The sequence below is a fragment of the Brumimicrobium aurantiacum genome (assembly GCF_003402975.1).
In the GTDB taxonomy this organism is placed as follows: domain Bacteria; phylum Bacteroidota; class Bacteroidia; order Flavobacteriales_D; family Crocinitomicaceae; genus Brumimicrobium; species Brumimicrobium aurantiacum.
The window spans coordinates 60,810-81,466 of record NZ_QURB01000009.1; the positions used below are offsets into that span (position 1 = coordinate 60,810).

The window sequence follows — 20,657 nt, forward strand, 5'->3', positions numbered from 1 at the left end:
AAGCAGGCAGAGTTAATAACTAAAACATAAACAAAATGAAAAAAAAGATGGTTAAAATAGGAAAAGCAATTGAGTCTTTATTTTTAATTGATTCGATTTCATTTTGGTTAGATGAAAAGTAAATTGAATTTCACTTTCAATGTTTGTTCAAAACTCTTTTGAACTGCATTAGCTGATAAGAGTTGTCAGCTAAGTTTTAAATATAAATAAATATATAGTTATGAAGAATTTTTACAAAATTGCAATTACTGCACTTTTTGCAGTAACAACTTCAGCATTTAGTTTTGCTGCTCATTTAGGTGATCAGCTAACTTTCTCAGCAAGAATGAACGGGATCCAAGAAGTTCCCACAGTAACAACAACAGGTCAAGGTGTAGCAACGATGGTTTTAAATGGAACCAGAGACACATTGTGTGTAACGATTTACACGGCTGGTTTAACAGAACCAATTACTGGACTTCACTTACATGATGGAGAAGCAGGAACAAATGGTGGTGTAGTCGTTAATTTGTCGAACAACATTATCAACGGAAATGTAAAAACAATTGTTACCGGTGCTGATTTAACTACAGGGTTGATTTCAGACATGATAGAAGGTAACATCTATGTTAATGCGCATACAGCTTCTTTTCCAGACGGTGAAATTAGAGGACAAGTTAAATTGGAAACCGATTTGCCATATAGAGCAACTTTAGATGGTCTTCAAGAGGTTCCTTTGGTGTTAACAAATGCAACTGGACTTGGTGTGTTTAATTTATCTTTAGATAAGCAAAACTTAATGTACTGGGTAACAGTTGAAGGTTTAAGCGGACCAATCACAGGTGCACATTTACACATGGGTTCTGCTGGAACAAATGGAGGTGTTGTAGTAGATTTATCTCCAAACATCATGGGTAATTCTATCGTTGGAATGGCTGATGTTTCAGCAGTTGCTGGATTTTCATCTGATTTAGAAGCAGGTGATATTTATGTTAACATTCACACGGCTAATAACCCTGATGGTGAAATTAGAGGACAGTTAGGTTATGATGACCAAGTTGCTTTTGATGGTGTTTTATCAGGAATGCAAGAAGTTCCAGCGGTAACAACAAATGCAACTGGTGTTTCTCATTTTTCTTTGAGTAGTGACTTTTCAGAAATTGAATATGAAGTTCAAGTAGAAGGATTATCTGGACCAATTTCTGGAGCACATTTACATAATGCAGAAGCAGGAGCAAATGGACCAGTGGTTGTTGATTTATCGGGTGATATTAATGGAAATGTAATCTCAGGAACAATTTCTGGTGCTGCTGTTACAGAATCTTTAATTATTGAAATGTTAGAAGGTAATATTTACTTGAACGTACATACAGCTGCTAACATGGATGGTGAAATTCGTGCACAAATCAATAGAGTTGCTCGTGAAGGTTATTCAGTTAATTTAAGTGGAGAGCAAGAAGTTCCAAGTATTTCTGTACCAGCTAATGGTGGTGGAATTGTTACCATTTCAAGAAACAGAGATAACGCTCATGTTATGTTGGTTGTGAAGGACCTTTCTGGACCAATTACCGCTGCACATATTCATAATGCAGTTGCAGGAATGAATGGAGGAGTTGAGTTTAACTTATCTTCATGGTTTGCTGGAATGGAAGATTATGATGGAGCTTACGGATACTTAACAGCATCTGCAGCTACACCAATGAATGCAGCAGCAGAAACGAAGTTTAGAAATGAAGAAATGTACGTTAACGTTCACACTGCTGATAATCCAGATGGAGAGGTACGTGGACAGATTATACGTGGATCTGAATGTATGCAAGAGACATTAGGTCTTGAAGACGAAAACGAATTGAATGAGAATCAATTTACAGCATATCCAAATCCAACAAACGGTATTATTACATTGTCTTTTGATGACTTAAATAGTAATACAGAAGTTCAGTTGTTAGATATGTATGGAAAAGTTGTTAATACGACAGAAGTTAATTCAAAAAATACAACTTTTGATTTAACAAACCTACCTAAAGGTGTTTATATGGTAAAAGCTGGAAATCAAACAGCAAGAATAATTAAGAAGTAGTTTACCACCTACGTTATAATAAATAGTTGTCCCTTCCCAAAGCAGAAATGTTTTGGGAAGGTTTTTTTATATCTATGAATTAATGCTTTGTAGCATTCTTACGGTTTATATTTTTTCCAACTTTACATTCAACGGATGAGAGGAAGAGGAGTATTACTATTTCGAAAATAATATAGAACCAACCGAAGTAAGTTATTGAATCTGAATGATAGTAAGCGGTAATTAAAGAAACGATACAATACATCAAATTCAAAAAAGCAATTGTTTTTAAGTGAAAACCTGCTTTATCATTTGCATTGAAAAAAGAGAATAGGTCATAGAACATAAAAACGAAAGGGAGCGTTGCTAGGAAGTATAAAGCTGAAGTTGGAATACCAAAAATTGATTCATACCTAACCAATACAAAACCTAGTAAGAGGACAGAAAGAGCTGCACCTAATCCATCAATTAAAAATAAGATTTTTGGATTTAACTGCTTTAATCTACGTTCTTTTGTCATTGTATTGATCTAATGAATAATCTTCTCTAATGCTCAATTAGAAATCAACATTAGTCTTTTTTATTCAAGATTCGTTCGATGACCTTGAGTTTGTCAATAATTAGCAATAATAAATATGAAAAAACTGTAATCATAACAAAAATTGAAATGTACTTTAAATACATTTTAACTGTCCATTCCATGGCAACTTTCACACGTTGCATTACGCCAATTTTAATTTCTTTTCCTTCAAGTAAAGAGAATTGAACGGTACAGAATTCATTTTCATCATCAAATTCGCCTAAACTTACTCCAAGACCTTGAAGCTGTTGTTCTATTTCAAGAATTCTGTTTTCTAAACCCATGTATTCTTCAATTTTCCCACCTTTTGATTTAAGTTCAATCAATGATTTTCTGATTTTTTCTAAGGATTGTTTTTTGGCATTAAGTTCCTTGTATTCGTTTGTTTTGTCTTTTTTGGTGATTTGCTTGGCTTGAACTTTCCCAATTTTAATCAATTGGTTATATAGCGCATCAAAATTTTTTGGAGGAACTCCAACAACAAGGTTTAATTTACGCGCTCCTTTATTTCCACTTTTTTGTTCAAACTGAATTAATGCATCTAATGACTTAATCGTTTCTCGTGATGATTTTTCTTCTTTCTCAAAGTCGCTTGATTTGGTTTTAATCTCTGCAATCTTCTCATATTTTTGATCAACCTTTGTTGAAGGTTTATTCGATTGTGTAGATTTTACCTCATATTTCTTAGAAGCATAATTTCTTTTGATGCTTGAAATATCAGAAAAGAACTGCGTGTTATTCGGTGTGTCATCAAATGTTTTGGTGTATCCATAAATCAACCTGAAAACAAATAAGATTGCAAAAATGATCAAAAGCCATGCGATGAGTTTTCTGAGTCTCTTTTTAAATGTTTGTTTCATAGTTGTTTGTTTATGTGTGATAAATGTAGAGAATACAAATGGTATTTCAAATTTAACCTAACTATTCTCTGAAACTTTTTTAATGTGATTAAGTACCCTTAAATGAATTTTGTGAATGATGAAATCAGACCATGTTTTCCAGTAGATTACAGGTGTAATATCTATGCGATACCATGTTGTTCCTTCAATTTCTGTTTTGTTTTTAGAAATCTCAGTAAGCTTAAATTGTCCTTTTTCAGAGACGAAATAGCCCTCAAGATGAGGTGGATGAACATCCCAAAATGGATTCAGTTCATTCATTGGGGTAGGCTGACTTGCCACGTCGAATTGAAGTAGATTTGGTTGATTCCATGTAGTAATAGGTTCAACAAAACTTCCGGTTGTGAAATTACAGTGTCGAACAGCTCCAACGCCTTTTCCTTTTATCGTGGCATCCGTAGGGTAAGAAATACCTGTTGAGAAAATCCAATCATCTGGGGCTACAATGGTATCAAAACGAATTACATTTTGCCAAGCTGTTTCAATATCAGTATTTACAATCACTTTTGTGCTTACAGGAGTCAATCGAGGGGATTCGTTTATGTAATCAAAACTCATTGTTGAAAGACAAATGATTAAAATTCCTAGTGTTGAATTTGTAGGGTTTGACCATTTGCTTTTATTTGTTAAATGACCTAAATAAGCACCTAGCCAAACCAAAGGAGCAGCAATTGGAAGTGCCATTGCTATACAAATCAGACCTTCTATTGCGAAAAGAAGTAAGCCCGAAATACTTAAAAATAAAGTGAGAAAACTATTGCGGTAACATTCCCATAGATTTGCATTCTTTACTCTGGTAATCATAAATGAAGGTAAAAAACCAATTAAGAATGGAAGAAGGATGAAAACGGTCCAACCATATTCTAGGAGAACTCCAATTTCAATAACACCAATACCAAAAATCAGGATCAGTGTACTAATAATAGCCGTTTTGTGAATGTGCTTTTTGAAATATAGATTCATTATTACAATGTATATTTAATTGGAATGATACATTTTATCCTTTTTTCAATTGGTTTCCTATTAGGATATTCTTTCACTACTCTAATTGATTCTTTGGAAATTTGTTTTTTATATTTTCTACTGCAACCTTCACATTCGATCTCATGTATTTCAACATTAGTGATTTCACCACTAGTTTCAACAATGAATGAAACTGAAACCCTTACAGAATCTGGTTCAATGTGTTTACTGTTTTCCTGACAAAATGAGAAGGTTATATTGAGCAATGCAATTAATGTAATAATGTATTTATTCATTTAACTTTTTATTTAATCCAAATTTAATGAATTGTAGATAATTGCAATTAGTAGTGAATATTTATATGAATGTAAAAATCGAAGGTTTTTACAGGCTGACCGTTAAAGGCTGTGTTATGCGTTTACTTCAGTAATATCCTATGAATCTCTTTTCCAACTTCACGATTCTTTATATATGAGGTGTCTGTAAGAATTCTATTAAACATGTCCAAGTGACTTGTTAAATCATGACCACCTGCCTTATTATATTCAAATTCCCAAATAAGTGGATGGGAATCAAAGCCTATCCATGACTCTGGATCAATTTTTTGAGTAAAAAACATATTTAACTTATATATCAAGTCTAAAACCTTGTCTCCATCTTTTGAAATGTAATTTAGTTTATTGTATCTATTTAATTCAATAATTATCACTTTTACTTGAGGTTCATTAAAATTATCAATTATGGCAAGTAACTTCTCTTTTTTATATTTAATTACTTTCTCACTTTCTGTTCCATAAGCCATATTTACATAAAAAACAATTGAATCAATATCCGATGTAAGTTTATTATAATCTTTAGCAGTTAGAAAAGTTAGAGTGGAATTTTGATTATGTCTTTCAGGTTGATAAAATTTACTAGTGTCAGAATAAAAGAAGTTAATATTATTCCCTTTTTTATTAACCGAATCTACAATGAACGAAAGTACTGATTTCATTAAACTCTGTTATATCGAATATGGTTTTGTCAAATTCTTGAACATGCCTATTAACCAATTTAGGTTTCTCACTGCAAGAAGCAAAAAAAAATATACACCATAAAATCATTACGGTTTTTGTCATATTCCTCATGTGTTTCGTATACTTTTTATTATGCATAACAGCAGGCTATACGCATTGCGTATAGTCCACCTTTATCATTTCCTTGAAATATAACATTAATCTCAATACGAAAACATACCATACCCTCCATTTTCAATAGCTTATAGAAAAATGATGAAAATAGGATCATTCGCATAGTCGTAGAATTATACGAATAATATAAGTTTAATTCTATCCCTAAAACTAAAAATCGAAGCATCGTTTCCCACCCCGACGAAAACGGATAGCTAAATGAACTTGTTTTTTGTTTTGCAGTTCACGCGAATTTGTGTAGCGACAATGGAAGCTCCCACAAATAACTTGAATGCCAAAAAACAGGAATGAGCTTATAGTAGTAGGCGGAAAAGGTGGCCAAAACTATCCGATACAAAAGCACGTGACTTCATCCAAATAAAAAAGTTCTTTCGAGAATTGACCTAAAAGAAGATATCTCCTTATTTTTACTCGAAATACGATGGAGTTATGGCAGAAAAGTTTCAGAAAATATTTGAGCACAGTAATGAAGGTTTACTCGTTGTGAATAGTGCGGGAGTTATTGAGACGCTCAATCCTAAACTTTTGTCGCTATTTGGATACGATAATAAAGAAGAACTGCTGGGGCAGAAGCTAGAAGTGCTCATTCCTATGCGCTATGCCAAAACGCATGTTCACCAAAGAAAGGTGTACAACGATGCACCTTCTAATCGTTCTATGGGCGCGGGGAGAGACTTAAAAGCTTTGCGTAAGGATGGGAGTGAATTTCCTGTTGAAATTAGTTTGAGCCATTATCAAGAAAATGGAGAAACTAAATCCATTGCCTTTGTGGTAGATATTTCTAAACGTGTGGCCATTGACAATGAATTGAAAAGACTCAATAATCAACTTGAAGAAGAGGTTGTCAAACGTACCAAGGAGGTCAAAACACAAAACATAATGCTGCGTTCCATTGCGGAAAACTTTCCCAACGGAAATATTTACATTATTAACAATGATTTTTCTATTGAATGGGCTGATGGTTCTTTGTTAAGGAATATGGGACTCAACGATTCTTCTTTAAAAGGAATTTCATTTGTTGATCGCTTAGGTGGTTCTGTAAAACCATTATTTTCCGAAAAAATTCCACGGCTTTTCAAAGGAGAAACCTTGAAGTTTGAATTGGAATTTAAATCGAAGTACTTTTTAATTTACGGCGTGCCGCTTTCCGATAAAAATGGAATAACAGATAAAGCCTTATTGGTAGAAATGGACGTTACCATTGAAAAGGAGTCAGAGTTAAATATTGAACGCAATTTAAAAAAGGAGAAAGACCTCAATGAGTTGAAATCACGTTTTGTAGCTATGGCCTCGCATGAATTTAGAACTCCATTGAGTACAATTGATAGTTCGGCAACCTTAATCAGTAAATATACCAAAGAAGAACAGGATGAAAAACGTGGCGTACATGTAAAACGCATAAAACGTATGGTTACGAATCTAACCCAGATTTTAAATGACTTCCTTTCTTTAGAAAAGTTGGAATCTGGAATGATACAAGCGAGCAAAACAGAATTTGATTTTAATGCCTTGATTGGTGATGTGTTGGATGAGGTGAATACTGTGAAAGCCGGCTGCCAAGAAATAATATTAGCTTCAGATTTACCTAAAAAGTTCATCATTAATACGGATAAAAACATTCTTAAAAACTGCATTAATAACCTCCTGACCAATGCGTGCAAATATTCTTCTGAAAAGGATGCCATAAAAATCATTATTCAGCAAAAAGAGGGAGAACTTAGTCTTAGCGTTTGTGATCAAGGAATTGGTATTCCTGAAGAAGATCAGGCGATGCTATTTTCAAGATTTCACAGAGCGGGAAACGTTACAAATATTGAAGGTACTGGTTTAGGATTGAATATTGTGAAAAGCTACATGGATGTTTTAGGCGGAACAATTCGCTTTAAAAGTAAAGAAAATGAAGGTTCAACATTTACCTTAAATTTCCCGATACATTGATAAATGTCAATTTTCACTGTGTATTTTATCATCAATTAGAGGCGAATGCTTTATGATATTTGCGCAATGTTTAAGCTTTTGATCATTGCGGATTTATCGAAACAAGACATACTTGCAAGTACAATCGAATACTTTGCGGGTAATGGCTTGCATATCGATTTACTCAGTATTTATAAGCCTAGAAAGGAAGATGTAAGCATCATTAATTTAAACGATATTATTTACAGAGAAAAGGTGAATAGAATGAATGTTTTTATTGCCGCTCAATTAAATACTCATCGGTTTTTCAAAGACTTTTCCTTATTTGGAAAAGTTAGACTCGGTATAATAGAGAAGCTTCTTCAGGACGAATTAAATAAAAAATTTTACGATGGAGTTTTATTGTTTGAAGAAGTACAAAAGGCCAAAATTCGTAAACTCTCTGCTTTGAATACGCCAATATTTTCACTCACAAAAAGTGAAGGTAAAGATTATATTAGGTTTGAAAATGCTATTCCATTAGCTTCAAAGGAACACCTATTTAATACTTTATCTAAGTTAAACCCATCAAGCAAAAAGGACGTATTTAAATTGGATATTCCTGTATCAAATTCTGATTTTTCTTAATTTTAAACTTCAAACATAATTATTTGTCATGAAGAAGGTATTGCTCATAGAGGACAACGAAGATTTTAGACTAAATACATCAGAAATTTTAGAGTTAAACGACTATAATGTTATCACGGCAGCCAATGGAGTAGAAGGTATAGAAAAAGCTGTTTTGGAAAAGCCAGACATTATCATTTGTGATGTGATGATGCCTCAGATGGATGGTTATGGTGTAATCAACATACTGACTAAAAATCCAGAAACTTCGAGTATTCCTTTTATCTTTTTAACTGCAAAAGCAGAGAAGTCAGATGTGAGAAAAGGAATGAATTTAGGAGCGGACGATTATTTGCTTAAACCTTTTGACGAAGAAAGTTTGATTAACTCAATTGAGACACGCATTGCTCGTAATCAGAAAATTAAATCACAAATTCTTCAAGCTTTTGTGGGGCAGTCTCCAGAGATTGAAGTCGCCGATAAGCACCAAGATATTAAAAGTTTATTGGAGCAAAAGAAAAGTAAATGCTTTAAGTCTAAAGAAGAACTCTACAGAGAAGGCGATTATCCTCATTACATTTACCATGTTAAGGCGGGTAAAATCAAATGCCAGAAAACAGACAGTTACGGGAAAACATTTGTGACGCAAATAATTAATGAAGGAGAGTTTTTTGGCTATATGCCTATTTTAGAAGGCGCAGAACACCACGAAAGTGCACTGGCTTTAGATGATACAGAGGTAACAATCATTCCAAAAGAGGAATTTACAAAACTCATCAGCAACAATAGAGAAGTGGCCAATCATTTTTTCAAACTGCTTTCTGGTAACATCAAGGAAAAAGAAGAAAAACTACTTCAATTGGCCTATGCACCTGTAAAAGAACGCATCGCTCGAGCGCTTTTGAATTTAAGTAAAGACAATAACACCATTAATATTTCTCGTGACGATTTGGCCAATATTGTAGGTACTGCCAAAGAATCTTTAGTGCGAAATTTAAGTAGTTTTAAAAGCGAGGGCGTTATCAGCTCAAATGGTAGAGAAATTGTTGTACACAAACCAAATGAACTAAGCCGTTTGTTGGATTTGGTATAGAATTAATTTCACCGTTGACATTTATCAATGTTTAGTGATGTTGTAATGCTGATTTTTGTAACATGAATTGTTACCATTGTGGAGACCCTTGTGATGTGCCAATTACCGCAAACGACAAAAACTTTTGTTGTACGGGGTGTAAAACGGTTTACGAAATTCTACATGAAAATGAGCTCGACAATTTCTACAACATTGCCGCACAGCCTGGTATTAAGGTAGATGTCAACCATCAAAGCTATTATGATTTTCTGGAATTAGATGAGGTAAAGAAAAAGTATCTTTTTTTCGAAAATGAGGACATTAAAAAGATTGTTTTTTACATTCCGCAAATTCATTGTAATTCATGTATTTGGCTATTGGAAAATAGCCCAAAACTTTATGAAGGTGTTCAAAATGCAGAGGTGAATTTTACGGATAAAACAGTTCAATTTACCTTAGGTCAATCGGTTAACGTTGTTGATTTTGCACTTTTTCTTCAAAAATTAGGCTATGCCCCAGATTTTTCGGAACATAAAGAAGTAAAAAGTAAAAACAAAGATCTCATCATTAAAATTGGTGTTGCCGGTTTCTGTTTTGGGAACATTATGCTCATGGCTTTTCCGGAGTATTTAGGGATGAAGGACACGGATAGTTTTCGTCCGCTTTTCCTGAAAATTTCATTCTTCCTTAGTCTCCCCGTTGTTTTTTATTCTGGGTGGGATTATTTTAGAAATAGCTACATAGGGCTCAAAAACAAGGTGGTAAATATGGATTTACCCATCGTGTTAGGTTTGCTAACACTGTTTTTTCGCAGTAGTTATGAGCTTTATGTATATACTGGTCAGGCCTATTTCGATTCTTTAGCGGGACTGATTTTCTTTTTACTCATCGGGAAATGGTATCAAGACAAAACATACAATCACCTAAATTTTAAACGGGATACGCTTTCCTTTTTCCCCATTGCGGTCCTCAAAAAAGAAGGAATGCAATTTATTCCACACAAAATATCAACTTTATCTACTGGAGATATTATTAAGATTAGACACAAAGAATTGATTCCTTGTGATGCCCTGATATTGTCTGGAGTTCCCGCCATTGACTATAGTTTTGTGACGGGAGAAAGCGCAACAGAATATCCTGAACAAGGAAGTAAGGTTTTCGCAGGAGGGAAACAAGTTGGTGAAGAAATTTTATTACAAGTCGTAAAGAATACTGACGAAAGTTATTTAACTGCACTTTGGAACAGTACAGCAAAAAACAAAAAACAAAAGGAAAACAGACTCACTGCGCTTTCCAACAATTTAAGTAAATATTTTACACTTTTCATTCTACTGCTCAGTGTAGCAACGGCCATATATTGGTTTTTTGTTGATCCTCGTTTAATTTGGAAAAGTGTGAGTGCGGTGCTTATTGTAGCTTGTCCATGTGCTCTTGCGTTAAGCTTGCCATTTACCTATGGTAATGCCCAAAGACTGTTGGCAAAATCTAATTTCTTTGTCAGGAAGATGGACCTCATTGACGGAGTGGAAGAAATCACGGATATTGTGTTTGACAAAACGGGAACTTTAAGCAATAGTAATAAAACAGCGTTAACACTTTGCGGAAATCTCAGTTCATCTGAAGTCAATTTTATATACACCGCAGTATCAAATTCCTTACATCCTTTAAGTATCAATATCAAAGACTACCTCGAAAAAAACGATAGTCCTTCCATTGTTACGCTTCATAATTTTTCAGACCAAGTAGGCTTAGGACTATCTTTTGAAATTGGAAAGGATAGGTATAAAGTTGGATCCAAAAAATTCACACAGCAACAGGACAAAGTGGATGAAGGTGTTTTCATTGCGAAAAACGATGAGTATTTGGCGCATTTTAACGTTCAACATGCGTATAGAACTCATCTTGAGGAGAGTATTGATGAATTGAAAAATGAATATGAAATTCATGTTTTAACAGGCGACAACGATAAGGATAAAAAGCTATTGCTTGAGCAATATGGAATTCAGAATAGTCATTTTAACCAAAGTCCATCCGACAAACTGCATTATATTCAGAAATTGCAGTCAGAAGGTAAAAAAGTAATGATGATAGGAGATGGGATAAATGATTCTGTAGCATTATCAGAGAGCGACTTCGGTATTGCCATTGCGAATAAATCGCACAGTTTTACGCCTGCGAGTGATGCGATTCTAGAAGCGAAAAGTTTTCACCATCTTTCCAATTATTTAAAATTTTCAAAATGGAGTAAGTCTATCGTAGTCACGAGCTTTATCCTCTCTTTTTTATACAATGCAATTGGGTTGTTCATTGCTGTACAAGGAATTTTTGCTCCAGTATTTGCAGCTATACTTATGCCACTTAGCTCTATTTCTGTGGTGTTATTTACCACTTTAAGCACTTCTATTTTAGCGAAAAGGTTGTTTTAAACGTGCAGAAAATCAGTCATATTTCAAACATTGACAATTATCAATTTTAGGGTTGATGAAACACATTTCATCCTCCTCAGAAAATCACTCTCTTTGCTGTATAATTTGTACAACATGGAAGTAATAGTTATGCTCATCGCAGTAAGTTTAGTATTGGCCACCATTTTCTTGGTCGCTTTCATTTGGGCACATAAAAGTGGTCAATACGAAGACGATCAAAGTCCGGCAGTGCGAATGCTTATGGATGATGAGAAAACTCCTACAACTGAGAAAAAAAACTAAGCAAATATGGAAGTAGAAAAGTTTCAGTACGATAATAAGATCGTAAGTAAATTCGCCCTAGCTACGGTGGTTTGGGGTATCATCGGAATGCTGGTAGGTTTATTAATTGCTTGTCAATTAGTATGGCCAGAATTAAACCTCACCGCTTGGTTGACCTTCGGTAGGATTCGACCATTGCATACAAATGCAGTGATTTTCGCCTTTGTAGGTAATGGTATTTTTGCCGGTGTTTATTACTCTTTACAGCGTTTATTAAAAACACGAATGTGGAGTGATAAATTAAGTGAGATTAATTTTTGGGGTTGGCAGCTGATCATCTTAGCAGCTGTAATTACCTTACCTATGGGGTATACAACTTCCAAAGAATATGCAGAGTTGGAGTGGCCAATAGATATTGCCATTACCGTACTTTGGGTAGTTTTTGGTTGGAACATGATGGCTACAATTCTGAAAAGAAGAGTAAAACACTTGTATGTAGCGATTTGGTTCTATATAGCAACCTTTGTAACAGTGGCAGTATTGCATATTGTGAACTCTTTTGAGATTCCAGTTCACTTTATGAAAAGTTACTCATGGTACGCCGGAGTACAAGATGCATTAGTACAGTGGTGGTACGGACATAATGCCGTTGCCTTTTTCTTAACCACTCCTTATTTAGGTTTGATGTATTACTTTGTACCGAAAGCGGCGAATCGACCTGTTTATTCTTACAGACTATCTATCATTCACTTTTGGGCCTTAATTTTTATCTATATCTGGGCTGGTCCACACCACTTGTTGTACACCGCATTACCAGATTGGGCACAGTCATTAGGAGTTGTGTTCTCTATCATGCTAATTGCTCCTTCTTGGGGTGGTATGTTAAACGGACTTTTAACGCTAAGAGGAGCGTGGGATAAAGTTAGAGATAACGTGGTTTTAAAATTCATGGTGGTTGCCTTAACAAGTTATGGTATGGCTACTTTCGAAGGACCAATGCTTTCTTTAAAGTCTGTAAATTTAATTAGTCACTTTACAGATTGGACAATTGCCCACGTTCACGTTGGTGGATTAGGATGGAATGGAATGTTAACCTTCGGTATGCTTTACTTCATCGTTCCTAAAATCTATAAAAATGGATTGTATTCTAAGAAATTAGCCAACGCACACTTTTGGATTGCAACATTAGGAATTCTACTTTATGCGATACCAATGTACTGGGCAGGATTTACACAAGGTTTAATGTGGCAGAAATTTACGCCAGAAGGAACTTTAGTTAATGGAGAGTTTTTGGATACAGTTACGCAACTTAGACCTTACTTTATAATGAGAGCTGCTGGTGGAGCATTATTCATCATTGGAGCGATTATGATGGGATACAACTTATTGAAAACTGCACTTGGAGGTAGTTTGGTTCGTAACGAAGACGCTGAGGCAGTCAATACTTTAAAAGTGAAACACGTTAAAGAAAAAAACGAGTACTGGCATAAAGTTGTTGAGCGTAAACCTGTTAGAATGTTGGTGTTGAGTTTAATCGTAATTCTTATAGGAGGTGCGATAGAAATTATACCAACCTTCTTGGTGAGTTCTAATGTGAAAACGATATCTAGCGTAAAACCTTATACACCTTTAGAGTTAGAAGGTAGAGATATTTACATTCGAGAAGGATGTAATAACTGTCACTCTCAAATGGTTAGACCGCTACGTTTTGAAACCGCTCGATACGGAGAGTATTCTAAGGCTGGGGAATTTGTATACGATCATCCATTCTTATGGGGTTCTAAAAGAACTGGACCTGATTTGCATAGAGAAGGAGTTGGGAATAAACAAAACAGACCTGATTACTGGCACTACTTGCACATGATGGAGCCAACGCTTATTTCACCAGGAAGTATAATGCCTGCTTATCCATGGCTACTTGAAGATGATTTAAATGTTAAACATACTTTGAACAAGCTTAAAGCGATGAAAGACCTAGGTGTTCCTTATGAAATTACAGATGAGCAAACGGTGTTGAATATCATGAGTAATCAAGGTGAATCTATTGCACGAAACATTTTGAATGAAATTGCCAAGAAAAGTGGTGAAGACTATACAGAACAAGAAGTTGAGCAAATGAAGAGTAAGGAAATTATCGCCTTAATCGCTTACCTGCAACGCTTAGGTTCTGACATTAACAAAATTGAAGACAATAAAACTGAATAAGATGCTAAAATATATCAAACATCATATGACATCAATAGAAGGGGTTGAAATATACCCCCTCATCTCACTTGTCATTTTCGTAGCCTTTTTCATTGGATTATTCATTTGGGTATTTACCATGAAAAAGAAGAATGTAGAAGAAATTAGTGATTACCCTTTAAACGACTAAAAAAATGGAAAATAGTGCATTATTTTGGGCCTTATTAGTAACAGCTTTCATTTTGATATCAAGTATAATAAGCCATGGTAGATCAATGAAGGCATTTATTAAGAGTGACGCCTTTAAACAGAAATTAGACAATTTTAAGAAGAGCAAAACGCTGAAAACTGTTATCATGTTGATGGCTTATGTTGCTGCAAGTAGCAGTGTTTTGGCCCAAGAAGCAGAGATTGCAGAAGAGGTTACAGTGTCTTTCTATACTTCAGAAAAGATTTACGTATTGTTGGCCATCGACATTACACTTGTTTTGATCATGGTTTATCAGCAAATTTTCTTTAGCAAGTTAATTAACATCGATAAAAAAGAGGAAGAAACTGTTCAAGTTGAAGCGTATGTAAAACAAACAACAAGTAAAATTTCGAACATTTTAACTGATGCCGTTCCGGTTGAAGAAGAAAAAAATATTCTTTTAGACCATGAATATGATGGCATAAAGGAGTTGGATAACAACTTACCGCCTTGGTGGAAATACGGTTTTTACATCTCGATAGCTGCCTCCGTAATTTATTTATTGAACTATCATGTTTTTAAAATTTCGCCACTCCAAGAAGAAGAGTATGCAATCAATGTTGAAGAGGCTGAACAGGAAGTACAAGCATATTTAACAGCTCAGGCACTTAATGTGGATGAAAATACGGTGGTCATGCTTAACGATGCAAGCGATATTTCAGATGGTAAAATATTGTATGATAAATTTTGTATTGCATGTCATAAAGAAGGTGGTGCAGGAGATGTTGGTCCCAACTTAACAGATGATTACTGGATACATGGCGGTAGAATAAACGACATTTTTAAGGTGATTAAATATGGAGCACAAAATGGTATGAAATCATGGAAGGATGACTTCACTGGTGTACAAATACAACAAATTTCTTCTTATATAAAAACTTTGCGTGGTACAAATCCTCCTAATGCGAAAGAGGCTCAAGGAGAATTATACATGGAAGAAACAACAACTGACACCCTAAATGTTGAGTAATGGTAGAAGAGGAGTTCAGAAATAAAATATCTACAGTAGATGAAAAAGGTAAACGCGTTTGGATATTTCCCAAAAAGCCAAGCGGAAAGTTTTACTCAAAACGTAAGATCACGAGTTATCTGCTTCTTGCACTCCTCTTCGCTATTCCATTTTTCAAAATAGATGGCGAGCCCTTCTTAATGTTCAATATTGTTGAAGGAAAGTTTAGCTTGTTTGGTCAAGTTTTTTGGCCACAAGACTTATACATTTTTGCTTTGATTACAATTATTATGGTGCTGTTTATTATCCTGTTCACCGTTATTTTTGGACGTTTATTTTGCGGTTGGATATGTCCACAAACCATATTCATGGAAATGGTTTTCAGACGTATTGAATATTGGATTGAAGGTGATTGGACAGCACAAAAGAAGTTAGCTAAATCAGAATGGAACGCTGAAAAAATCAAAAAAAGAGCCTTGAAATACAGTATCTTTTTCATTATTTCTTTCATCATTGCAAACACTTTTCTTTCTTACATTATAGGATATGAAGAAGTTTGGGATATTGCTACATCAGCACCTAGTGAACATATCGTTGGTTTTATCGCTATTCTTATTTTTACTTTCATTTTCTTCATGGTCTTTTTGAAATTAAGGGAGCAAGTGTGTACTACTATTTGCCCTTACGGAAGATTGCAAGGTGTTTTATTAGACAGTAAATCCTTGAATGTGATTTACGACTACAAGCGCGGAGAAAACAGGGCTAAATTCAGTAAGAAAATAGATAGAAAAGAAGCCGGTTTAGGGGATTGTATAGATTGTAACCAGTGTGTTAACGTTTGTCCAACAGGTATTGACATCAGAAATGGAATTCAATTAGAATGTGTGAATTGTACAGCATGTATTGATGCCTGTGATTTCATGATGGAGAAAACCAATCAACCGAAAGGACTAATTCGCTATGATTCTGAAGATGGTGTGTCTAAAAATGAGCGCTTTAAATTTACAACACGAGTTAAAGCATACACATTCGTATTGATCGCGTTAGTTGGACTGCTTACTACAATGCTGGTCTTAAGAAGTGATTTTGAAGTGACTATACTCAGAACACGCGGAACAGTCTTTGAACATAACACAGATGGGGAAATCTATAACATTTATGATCTAAGCATACTCAATAAAACAAATAGAGATCTTCCTGTAAAACTAAAGCTGATGAATCACGCAGGAAGAATTCAGATGATTGGAGATGAAATCTTATTAAAATCTAGAGATGATATTCAGTCAAAATTCATCATTTACATACCAGAAGATGAAATTAAATCATTAAAAACAACTGTTGAAATCGGTATCTACGAGGGAGACAATTTGGTAGAAACAACAAGTACAAAATTTATAGCACCGAAGATATGAAATTTACATGGGGATGGGGAATAGCATTGTTTTTAGTGGCTTTTATGAGCTACATATTATCAATGGTATTCAAAGCACAAGAAGTACAAACTGATTTGTACGCGGAAGATTATTATGAGCAAGAAATTAATTTTCAGCATAAAATAGACGCTAAAACAAATGCGATTCAGTTCAATGATAGTGTGTCGGTAGAAAATACAGAGGCGGGCTTAATGATTCGTCTACCACAAATTATAAAGAATAATGCGAGTGCAGAAATATCTTTATACCGACCAAATAACGCCAATTTAGATTTAAAGTATGTTCATCCAAAAGATGAGTTTTTACTTATAAATAAAGACAAGTTGGTTGCGGGTAAATACACACTCTCAGTAAATTGGAAAGCAGACAACAAGCATTTTATCGTCGATAAAAAAATTACCTACTAATATGTTTTGGGCAGCAATTACATTAGGGCTTTTAGCGAATCTACACTGTATAGGTATGTGTGGACCTATTGCGCTTGCTTTGCCCATAGGCAATTTGTCAAAAATACAGAAAGTCTTCAGTGTACTGACGTATAACTTTGGAAGAATAGTTGTTTATGCATTTCTTGGCGCGGGTTTTGGCTTATTTGGGTATGGATTAAAGCTCATTGGCATACTTCAGATATTAAGTATTATCCTTGGTGTATTCCTCATTTTTCAGGCGCTCATCCAATTTAACATCATAAAATTTACGAAACCAAATATTACTGGAAAAGCCTTGAACTTTCTTAAAAAGGGCTTTAATAATCAGTTTAAAAAAAGAAGTATTGATGCCTTTTTTATGATGGGCGTTTTTAATGGATTATTGCCCTGTGGAATGGTATATACCGCATTAATTGCCTCATTGTTATTGGGGAGCTGGTTAGAAGGATTTAGTTTTATGTTTTTCTATGGAATTGGTACTTTACCCGTTATGATTTCACTTCCTTTCATCGGAAATTTCTTTGGTCAACAACTTAGAGCTTACTATCAAAAAGTTTTACCCTATACACTTCTCATCCTCGGAATTATTTTCGTTTTGCGTGGTGCTAATTTAGGAATTCCCTATTTGAGTCCAGCGATTGACACCAATGCAAAACCTTATCCGGCACAAACCATAAACTGTTATTAAGATGCACACTTTTTTATTTAAATATTTGGTTTTCGGACCTATAAATAGTCGTAGACTAGGAAGGTCACTAGGTGTAAATATTTTACCAAAGGAACATAAGTTCTGCAACTTTGATTGTGTCTATTGCGAGCATGGAGAAAACAGTGAAGAACTTAGTAAAATAGATTTTCCAAGTGTTGAAGAAATCATTGAAGAACTGCTCTTAAAGAGTCAAATGCTTTCGGATCGAGCAATAGAAATTGACACCATAAGTTTTACAGGAAATGGAGAGCCTACACTTCATCCACAGTTTGAGGAAATTGTTTATGCTGTAAAAAATATTCGAGATCTAATTTTCCCTTCTGCTAAAATAGCGGTATTGAACAATGCGAGCATGCTAGACCAATCGAGCGTTCAAAACGCGCTTGAAGTAGCTGATTATTCCATTTGTAAACTTGATGCGGGTGATGAAGCGAGTTTCTTAATAATAAATAGGCCAAAAGGAGACATTAGATTGAAAAACATTATTCGCAACTTAAAGCGAAACAAGGAAACTTTAATTATCCAAAGTCTCTTTTTTAAAGGAATAAATGACAATACAGACATAGGAAATAGTTCTGAAGAACATCTTCAATCTTACTTTAAACAGCTGGAAGAAATTCAACCCAAAAATGTGATGTTGTATAGTTTAGACAAATCGTCTCCTTTCAAAGATTTAGAAGCATTGAAATTGACAGAATTAAAAAAGATTGCCCAACAAATTAATGCTTTAGGCATTAGTGCAAGTGTAGCTTAATATGAAAGAACTTATACGTAAATATAATACTCCAGGACCAAGATATACCAGTTATCCTACTGTTCCTTTTTGGGAAGAAGAAAGTATAAATAATACAGTTTGGAGCCAATTCATCAAGGAGAAATTTGGAGAAAAAGGGGAGAAGGAAATTAGTCTGTATATACATCTTCCTTTTTGCGAGAATTTGTGTACTTTTTGTGGTTGTCATAAACGCATAACCAAAAATCATAAAGTTGAAGAACCGTATATTGACACTTTAATTAAAGAATGGAAACTGTATACAGATTTATTAGGTAAAGATGTCGTAATTAAAGAAATACATTTGGGTGGTGGAACCCCAACTTTCTTCGCTGCAGAAAAATTAAAAGCACTTATTCTCAACATAAAAGCGAATAGTAATTTCTGTACAGATATTTCTATGAGTTTTGAAGCGCATCCCAATAATACAACGCAAGAACATTTACAAAGTCTTTACGATATTGGGTTTAGAAGATTGAGTTTGGGAATTCAGGATTATGACGCAAAGGTTCAAAAAACCATCAATAGAGTTCAAAGTTTTGAACAAGTAGCGAAGGTTCATAATTTAGCAAAAGAGATTGGCTATACTTCGATCAGTCATGATATTATTTACGGTTTACCCTTCCAAAAATTGGAAAGCATCGCCCAAACGATCGATTATACAAGTCAGTTGAAGCCAGAAAGAATCTCCTTTTACAGCTATGCACATGTGCCATGGATAAAAGGAGTGGGACAACGTGGTTATAGTGAGCAAGATTTACCAAAAAACGAAGAAAAACAAGCGCTTTACGAATACGGAAAGAGTGCTTTAGAAAGTTTAGGTTATAAGGATGTTGGTATGGATCACTTTGCTCTAGAAGATGACGAACTCTACCTTGCACAACAAAATGGAGAATTACACAGAAACTTTATGGGTTACACAACCCAAAGTTCCGATACGTTAATTGGTTTAGGAATGTCTGCAATATCAGATGCTTGGGGAGCATTTGCGCAAAACGAAAAACACGTTGAAGATTACCAACAGCGAATAAACCAAGGAGAGTTAGCTATTTTTAGAGGACATTTATTGAATGAAGAAGATTTGATAATACGAAGAATAATCTTGGATCTCATGTGTACCTTTACTTCCGAAATACCTCAAAACATTTTAACTCACGCATTAGTGAACACTGATTTGTTCAATGAAATGAAGCAAGATGTTTTGGTAAATGTACATCCTGAATATTTAGAATTAACAGAAAAGGGCAAGCCATTTATTCGTAATTTATGTATGTGTTTTGACCTTAGGCTGAATAGAAAAAAAGTGGAAAAAAACATGTTTAGTTCAACCATTTAAGGTTGGATTTATAACTTAACGATTAGATTAGAAAGGAGTCAAGGATAAGTTTATCCGTATGTTGATAGGGAGTATTTCTAATATGTAAGGGTTCTACTCCTTTATTCTAGTCCGTTTTCCAATTATTTCATTCACCAGAATTCTGTGAATTTAGTTAAGAGCTTGTCCTTTTTGTAATACTTTTTAGTCCAAGATTAAGTTTCGTTCTTATTTCTGTGTTTAATTTGGAGAATGTAAGCCAATTTTATTCCCTTCCGAATCGTGGAAAATTGCAAAAAATCCAATTTCGTCAGCGTGAGGTGTTTTAGGGATAATTATTTTTCCACCATTTTTCTCAACCTTATCAAGAATTGGTTGCAAGTTATCTCCACCATTAAGATATATAGTCACTCCACTGGCAGAAGGTTCGTAACCTTCACCTTTCATAATGACTCCTGTTACCATTTGGTCGTGGTAGGGAAATAGGCCCATTTCCATTCCTGGAAATTCCATTTTTTCAATTTCGACATTTAAAATTTCTCTATAAAAATCAATGGCTCTTGAAATGTCTGTTGCTGGAATTTCAAAAATGGAAATAAAACTTTTCATATCGTTTGTTTTTTGAGTTTCGTTTGAATTAATTTGAAGGTTCTTGGTATTAGATT

At 34.5% G+C, this 20,657-nt stretch carries 20 protein-coding genes; 14 read left to right on the forward strand and 6 right to left on the reverse strand.

The window, feature by feature from the left end; translation table 11 throughout:
- The first annotated feature begins 220 nt into the window (after positions 1 to 220).
- Positions 221 to 2,059, forward strand: coding sequence for a CHRD domain-containing protein (locus DXU93_RS13095; RefSeq protein ID WP_116881753.1), 1,839 nt, complete (start codon positions 221 to 223; stop codon positions 2,057 to 2,059).
- Between the two features lie 79 nt (positions 2,060 to 2,138).
- On the opposite strand, the gene DXU93_RS13100 is transcribed toward DXU93_RS13095, so the two are convergent.
- The 5 genes from DXU93_RS13100 to DXU93_RS13120 all read right to left on the reverse strand — a co-directional run bounded on the left by DXU93_RS13100 (position 2,139) and on the right by DXU93_RS13120 (position 5,474).
- Positions 2,139 to 2,558: a hypothetical protein gene (locus DXU93_RS13100; protein WP_116881754.1), complete on the reverse strand. Its 420-nt coding sequence runs from the start codon at positions 2,556 to 2,558 to the stop codon at positions 2,139 to 2,141.
- Positions 2,559 to 2,608: 50 nt separating this feature from the next.
- Entirely contained in the window at positions 2,609 to 3,478 is an 870-nt protein-coding gene (locus DXU93_RS13105; protein WP_116881755.1) for a DUF4349 domain-containing protein, read from the reverse strand.
- A gap of 57 nt (positions 3,479 to 3,535) precedes the next feature.
- Positions 3,536 to 4,480 (reverse strand): hypothetical protein, encoded by a 945-nt coding sequence (locus DXU93_RS13110; protein WP_116881756.1) that lies wholly within the window; start codon positions 4,478 to 4,480, stop codon positions 3,536 to 3,538.
- Positions 4,481 to 4,482: 2 nt separating this feature from the next.
- Complete coding sequence (locus DXU93_RS13115; protein ID WP_116881757.1) at positions 4,483 to 4,776, reverse strand: hypothetical protein; 294 nt, start codon at positions 4,774 to 4,776, stop codon at positions 4,483 to 4,485.
- A 122-nt stretch (positions 4,777 to 4,898) separates the two neighbouring features.
- The gene (locus DXU93_RS13120) at positions 4,899 to 5,474 is read right to left on the reverse strand and encodes a hypothetical protein (RefSeq protein ID WP_116881758.1); all 576 of its coding nucleotides are present in this window, start codon (positions 5,472 to 5,474) and stop codon (positions 4,899 to 4,901) included.
- A gap of 625 nt (positions 5,475 to 6,099) precedes the next feature.
- On the opposite strand from DXU93_RS13120, the gene DXU93_RS13125 reads away from it, so the two are divergent.
- The 13 genes from DXU93_RS13125 (at position 6,100) to hemN (ending at position 20,013) form a co-directional block, all read left to right on the forward strand.
- A complete protein-coding gene (locus DXU93_RS13125; RefSeq protein WP_116881759.1) occupies positions 6,100 to 7,608 on the forward strand; it encodes a sensor histidine kinase in 1,509 nt (502 codons plus the stop codon).
- 66 nt (positions 7,609 to 7,674) lie between these two features.
- Complete coding sequence (locus tag DXU93_RS13130) at positions 7,675 to 8,214, forward strand: hypothetical protein (RefSeq protein ID WP_116881760.1); 540 nt, start codon at positions 7,675 to 7,677, stop codon at positions 8,212 to 8,214.
- Between the two features lie 28 nt (positions 8,215 to 8,242).
- Positions 8,243 to 9,286 carry a response regulator gene (locus DXU93_RS13135; protein ID WP_116881761.1) on the forward strand — a complete coding sequence of 348 codons (1,044 nt, stop codon included), beginning with the start codon at positions 8,243 to 8,245 and terminating at the stop codon, positions 9,284 to 9,286.
- A gap of 62 nt (positions 9,287 to 9,348) precedes the next feature.
- Positions 9,349 to 11,691 (forward strand): heavy metal translocating P-type ATPase, encoded by a 2,343-nt coding sequence (locus tag DXU93_RS13140; protein WP_116881762.1) that lies wholly within the window; start codon positions 9,349 to 9,351, stop codon positions 11,689 to 11,691.
- 114 nt (positions 11,692 to 11,805) lie between these two features.
- Positions 11,806 to 11,973, forward strand: coding sequence for a cbb3-type cytochrome oxidase assembly protein CcoS (gene ccoS / locus DXU93_RS13145; RefSeq protein ID WP_116881763.1), 168 nt, complete (start codon positions 11,806 to 11,808; stop codon positions 11,971 to 11,973).
- Between the two features lie 6 nt (positions 11,974 to 11,979).
- Positions 11,980 to 14,157 (forward strand): cytochrome-c oxidase, cbb3-type subunit I, encoded by a 2,178-nt coding sequence (gene ccoN, locus DXU93_RS13150; RefSeq protein WP_116881764.1) that lies wholly within the window; start codon positions 11,980 to 11,982, stop codon positions 14,155 to 14,157.
- A 1-nt stretch (position 14,158) separates the two neighbouring features.
- Entirely contained in the window at positions 14,159 to 14,326 is a 168-nt protein-coding gene (locus tag DXU93_RS13155; RefSeq protein ID WP_116881765.1) for a CcoQ/FixQ family Cbb3-type cytochrome c oxidase assembly chaperone, read from the forward strand.
- A gap of 4 nt (positions 14,327 to 14,330) precedes the next feature.
- Positions 14,331 to 15,356 (forward strand): cbb3-type cytochrome c oxidase N-terminal domain-containing protein, encoded by a 1,026-nt coding sequence (locus DXU93_RS13160; RefSeq protein WP_116881766.1) that lies wholly within the window; start codon positions 14,331 to 14,333, stop codon positions 15,354 to 15,356.
- Positions 15,356 to 16,747: a cytochrome c oxidase accessory protein CcoG gene (gene ccoG, locus DXU93_RS13165; protein WP_116881767.1), complete on the forward strand. Its 1,392-nt coding sequence runs from the start codon at positions 15,356 to 15,358 to the stop codon at positions 16,745 to 16,747. Before DXU93_RS13160 ends, ccoG begins: the two co-directional genes overlap by 1 nt.
- Positions 16,744 to 17,175: a FixH family protein gene (locus DXU93_RS13170; RefSeq protein ID WP_116881768.1), complete on the forward strand. Its 432-nt coding sequence runs from the start codon at positions 16,744 to 16,746 to the stop codon at positions 17,173 to 17,175. Before ccoG ends, DXU93_RS13170 begins: the two co-directional genes overlap by 4 nt.
- Position 17,176: 1 nt before the next feature.
- The gene (locus DXU93_RS13175) at positions 17,177 to 17,884 is read left to right on the forward strand and encodes a sulfite exporter TauE/SafE family protein (RefSeq protein ID WP_116881769.1); all 708 of its coding nucleotides are present in this window, start codon (positions 17,177 to 17,179) and stop codon (positions 17,882 to 17,884) included.
- A 1-nt stretch (position 17,885) separates the two neighbouring features.
- Positions 17,886 to 18,659 (forward strand): radical SAM protein, encoded by a 774-nt coding sequence (locus DXU93_RS13180; RefSeq protein WP_116881770.1) that lies wholly within the window; start codon positions 17,886 to 17,888, stop codon positions 18,657 to 18,659.
- A gap of 1 nt (position 18,660) precedes the next feature.
- Positions 18,661 to 20,013: an oxygen-independent coproporphyrinogen III oxidase gene (hemN, locus tag DXU93_RS13185; RefSeq protein WP_116881771.1), complete on the forward strand. Its 1,353-nt coding sequence runs from the start codon at positions 18,661 to 18,663 to the stop codon at positions 20,011 to 20,013.
- Positions 20,014 to 20,232: 219 nt separating this feature from the next.
- Here the strand turns inward: hemN and DXU93_RS13190 are convergent, their stop codons facing one another.
- Positions 20,233 to 20,601: a VOC family protein gene (locus DXU93_RS13190; protein ID WP_116881772.1), complete on the reverse strand. Its 369-nt coding sequence runs from the start codon at positions 20,599 to 20,601 to the stop codon at positions 20,233 to 20,235.
- Positions 20,602 to 20,657: the final 56 nt, after the last annotated feature.

What these genes read in the sequence shown, in the direction of transcription:
- DXU93_RS13170 (WP_116881768.1), top strand. Translation starts at nt 16,744, where the DNA reads ATGAAATTTACATGGGGATGGGGAATAGCATTGTTTTTAGTGGCTTTT.
- DXU93_RS13160 (WP_116881766.1), top strand. Translation starts at nt 14,331, where the DNA reads ATGGAAAATAGTGCATTATTTTGGGCCTTATTAGTAACAGCTTTCATT.
- ccoN (WP_116881764.1), top strand. Translation starts at nt 11,980, where the DNA reads ATGGAAGTAGAAAAGTTTCAGTACGATAATAAGATCGTAAGTAAATTC.
- DXU93_RS13130 (WP_116881760.1), top strand. Translation starts at nt 7,675, where the DNA reads ATGTTTAAGCTTTTGATCATTGCGGATTTATCGAAACAAGACATACTT.
- hemN (WP_116881771.1), top strand. Translation starts at nt 18,661, where the DNA reads ATGAAAGAACTTATACGTAAATATAATACTCCAGGACCAAGATATACC.
- DXU93_RS13120 (WP_116881758.1), bottom strand. Translation starts at nt 5,474, where the DNA reads ATGAAATCAGTACTTTCGTTCATTGTAGATTCGGTTAATAAAAAAGGG.
- DXU93_RS13105 (WP_116881755.1), bottom strand. Translation starts at nt 3,478, where the DNA reads ATGAAACAAACATTTAAAAAGAGACTCAGAAAACTCATCGCATGGCTT.
- DXU93_RS13095 (WP_116881753.1), top strand. Translation starts at nt 221, where the DNA reads ATGAAGAATTTTTACAAAATTGCAATTACTGCACTTTTTGCAGTAACA.
- DXU93_RS13190 (WP_116881772.1), bottom strand. Translation starts at nt 20,601, where the DNA reads ATGAAAAGTTTTATTTCCATTTTTGAAATTCCAGCAACAGACATTTCA.
- DXU93_RS13110 (WP_116881756.1), bottom strand. Translation starts at nt 4,480, where the DNA reads ATGAATCTATATTTCAAAAAGCACATTCACAAAACGGCTATTATTAGT.
- ccoS (WP_116881763.1), top strand. Translation starts at nt 11,806, where the DNA reads ATGGAAGTAATAGTTATGCTCATCGCAGTAAGTTTAGTATTGGCCACC.
- DXU93_RS13125 (WP_116881759.1), top strand. Translation starts at nt 6,100, where the DNA reads ATGGCAGAAAAGTTTCAGAAAATATTTGAGCACAGTAATGAAGGTTTA.
- DXU93_RS13155 (WP_116881765.1), top strand. Translation starts at nt 14,159, where the DNA reads ATGCTAAAATATATCAAACATCATATGACATCAATAGAAGGGGTTGAA.
- DXU93_RS13115 (WP_116881757.1), bottom strand. Translation starts at nt 4,776, where the DNA reads ATGAATAAATACATTATTACATTAATTGCATTGCTCAATATAACCTTC.
- DXU93_RS13140 (WP_116881762.1), top strand. Translation starts at nt 9,349, where the DNA reads ATGAATTGTTACCATTGTGGAGACCCTTGTGATGTGCCAATTACCGCA.
- DXU93_RS13100 (WP_116881754.1), bottom strand. Translation starts at nt 2,558, where the DNA reads ATGACAAAAGAACGTAGATTAAAGCAGTTAAATCCAAAAATCTTATTT.
- ccoG (WP_116881767.1), top strand. Translation starts at nt 15,356, where the DNA reads ATGGTAGAAGAGGAGTTCAGAAATAAAATATCTACAGTAGATGAAAAA.
- DXU93_RS13135 (WP_116881761.1), top strand. Translation starts at nt 8,243, where the DNA reads ATGAAGAAGGTATTGCTCATAGAGGACAACGAAGATTTTAGACTAAAT.
- DXU93_RS13180 (WP_116881770.1), top strand. Translation starts at nt 17,886, where the DNA reads ATGCACACTTTTTTATTTAAATATTTGGTTTTCGGACCTATAAATAGT.
- DXU93_RS13175 (WP_116881769.1), top strand. Translation starts at nt 17,177, where the DNA reads ATGTTTTGGGCAGCAATTACATTAGGGCTTTTAGCGAATCTACACTGT.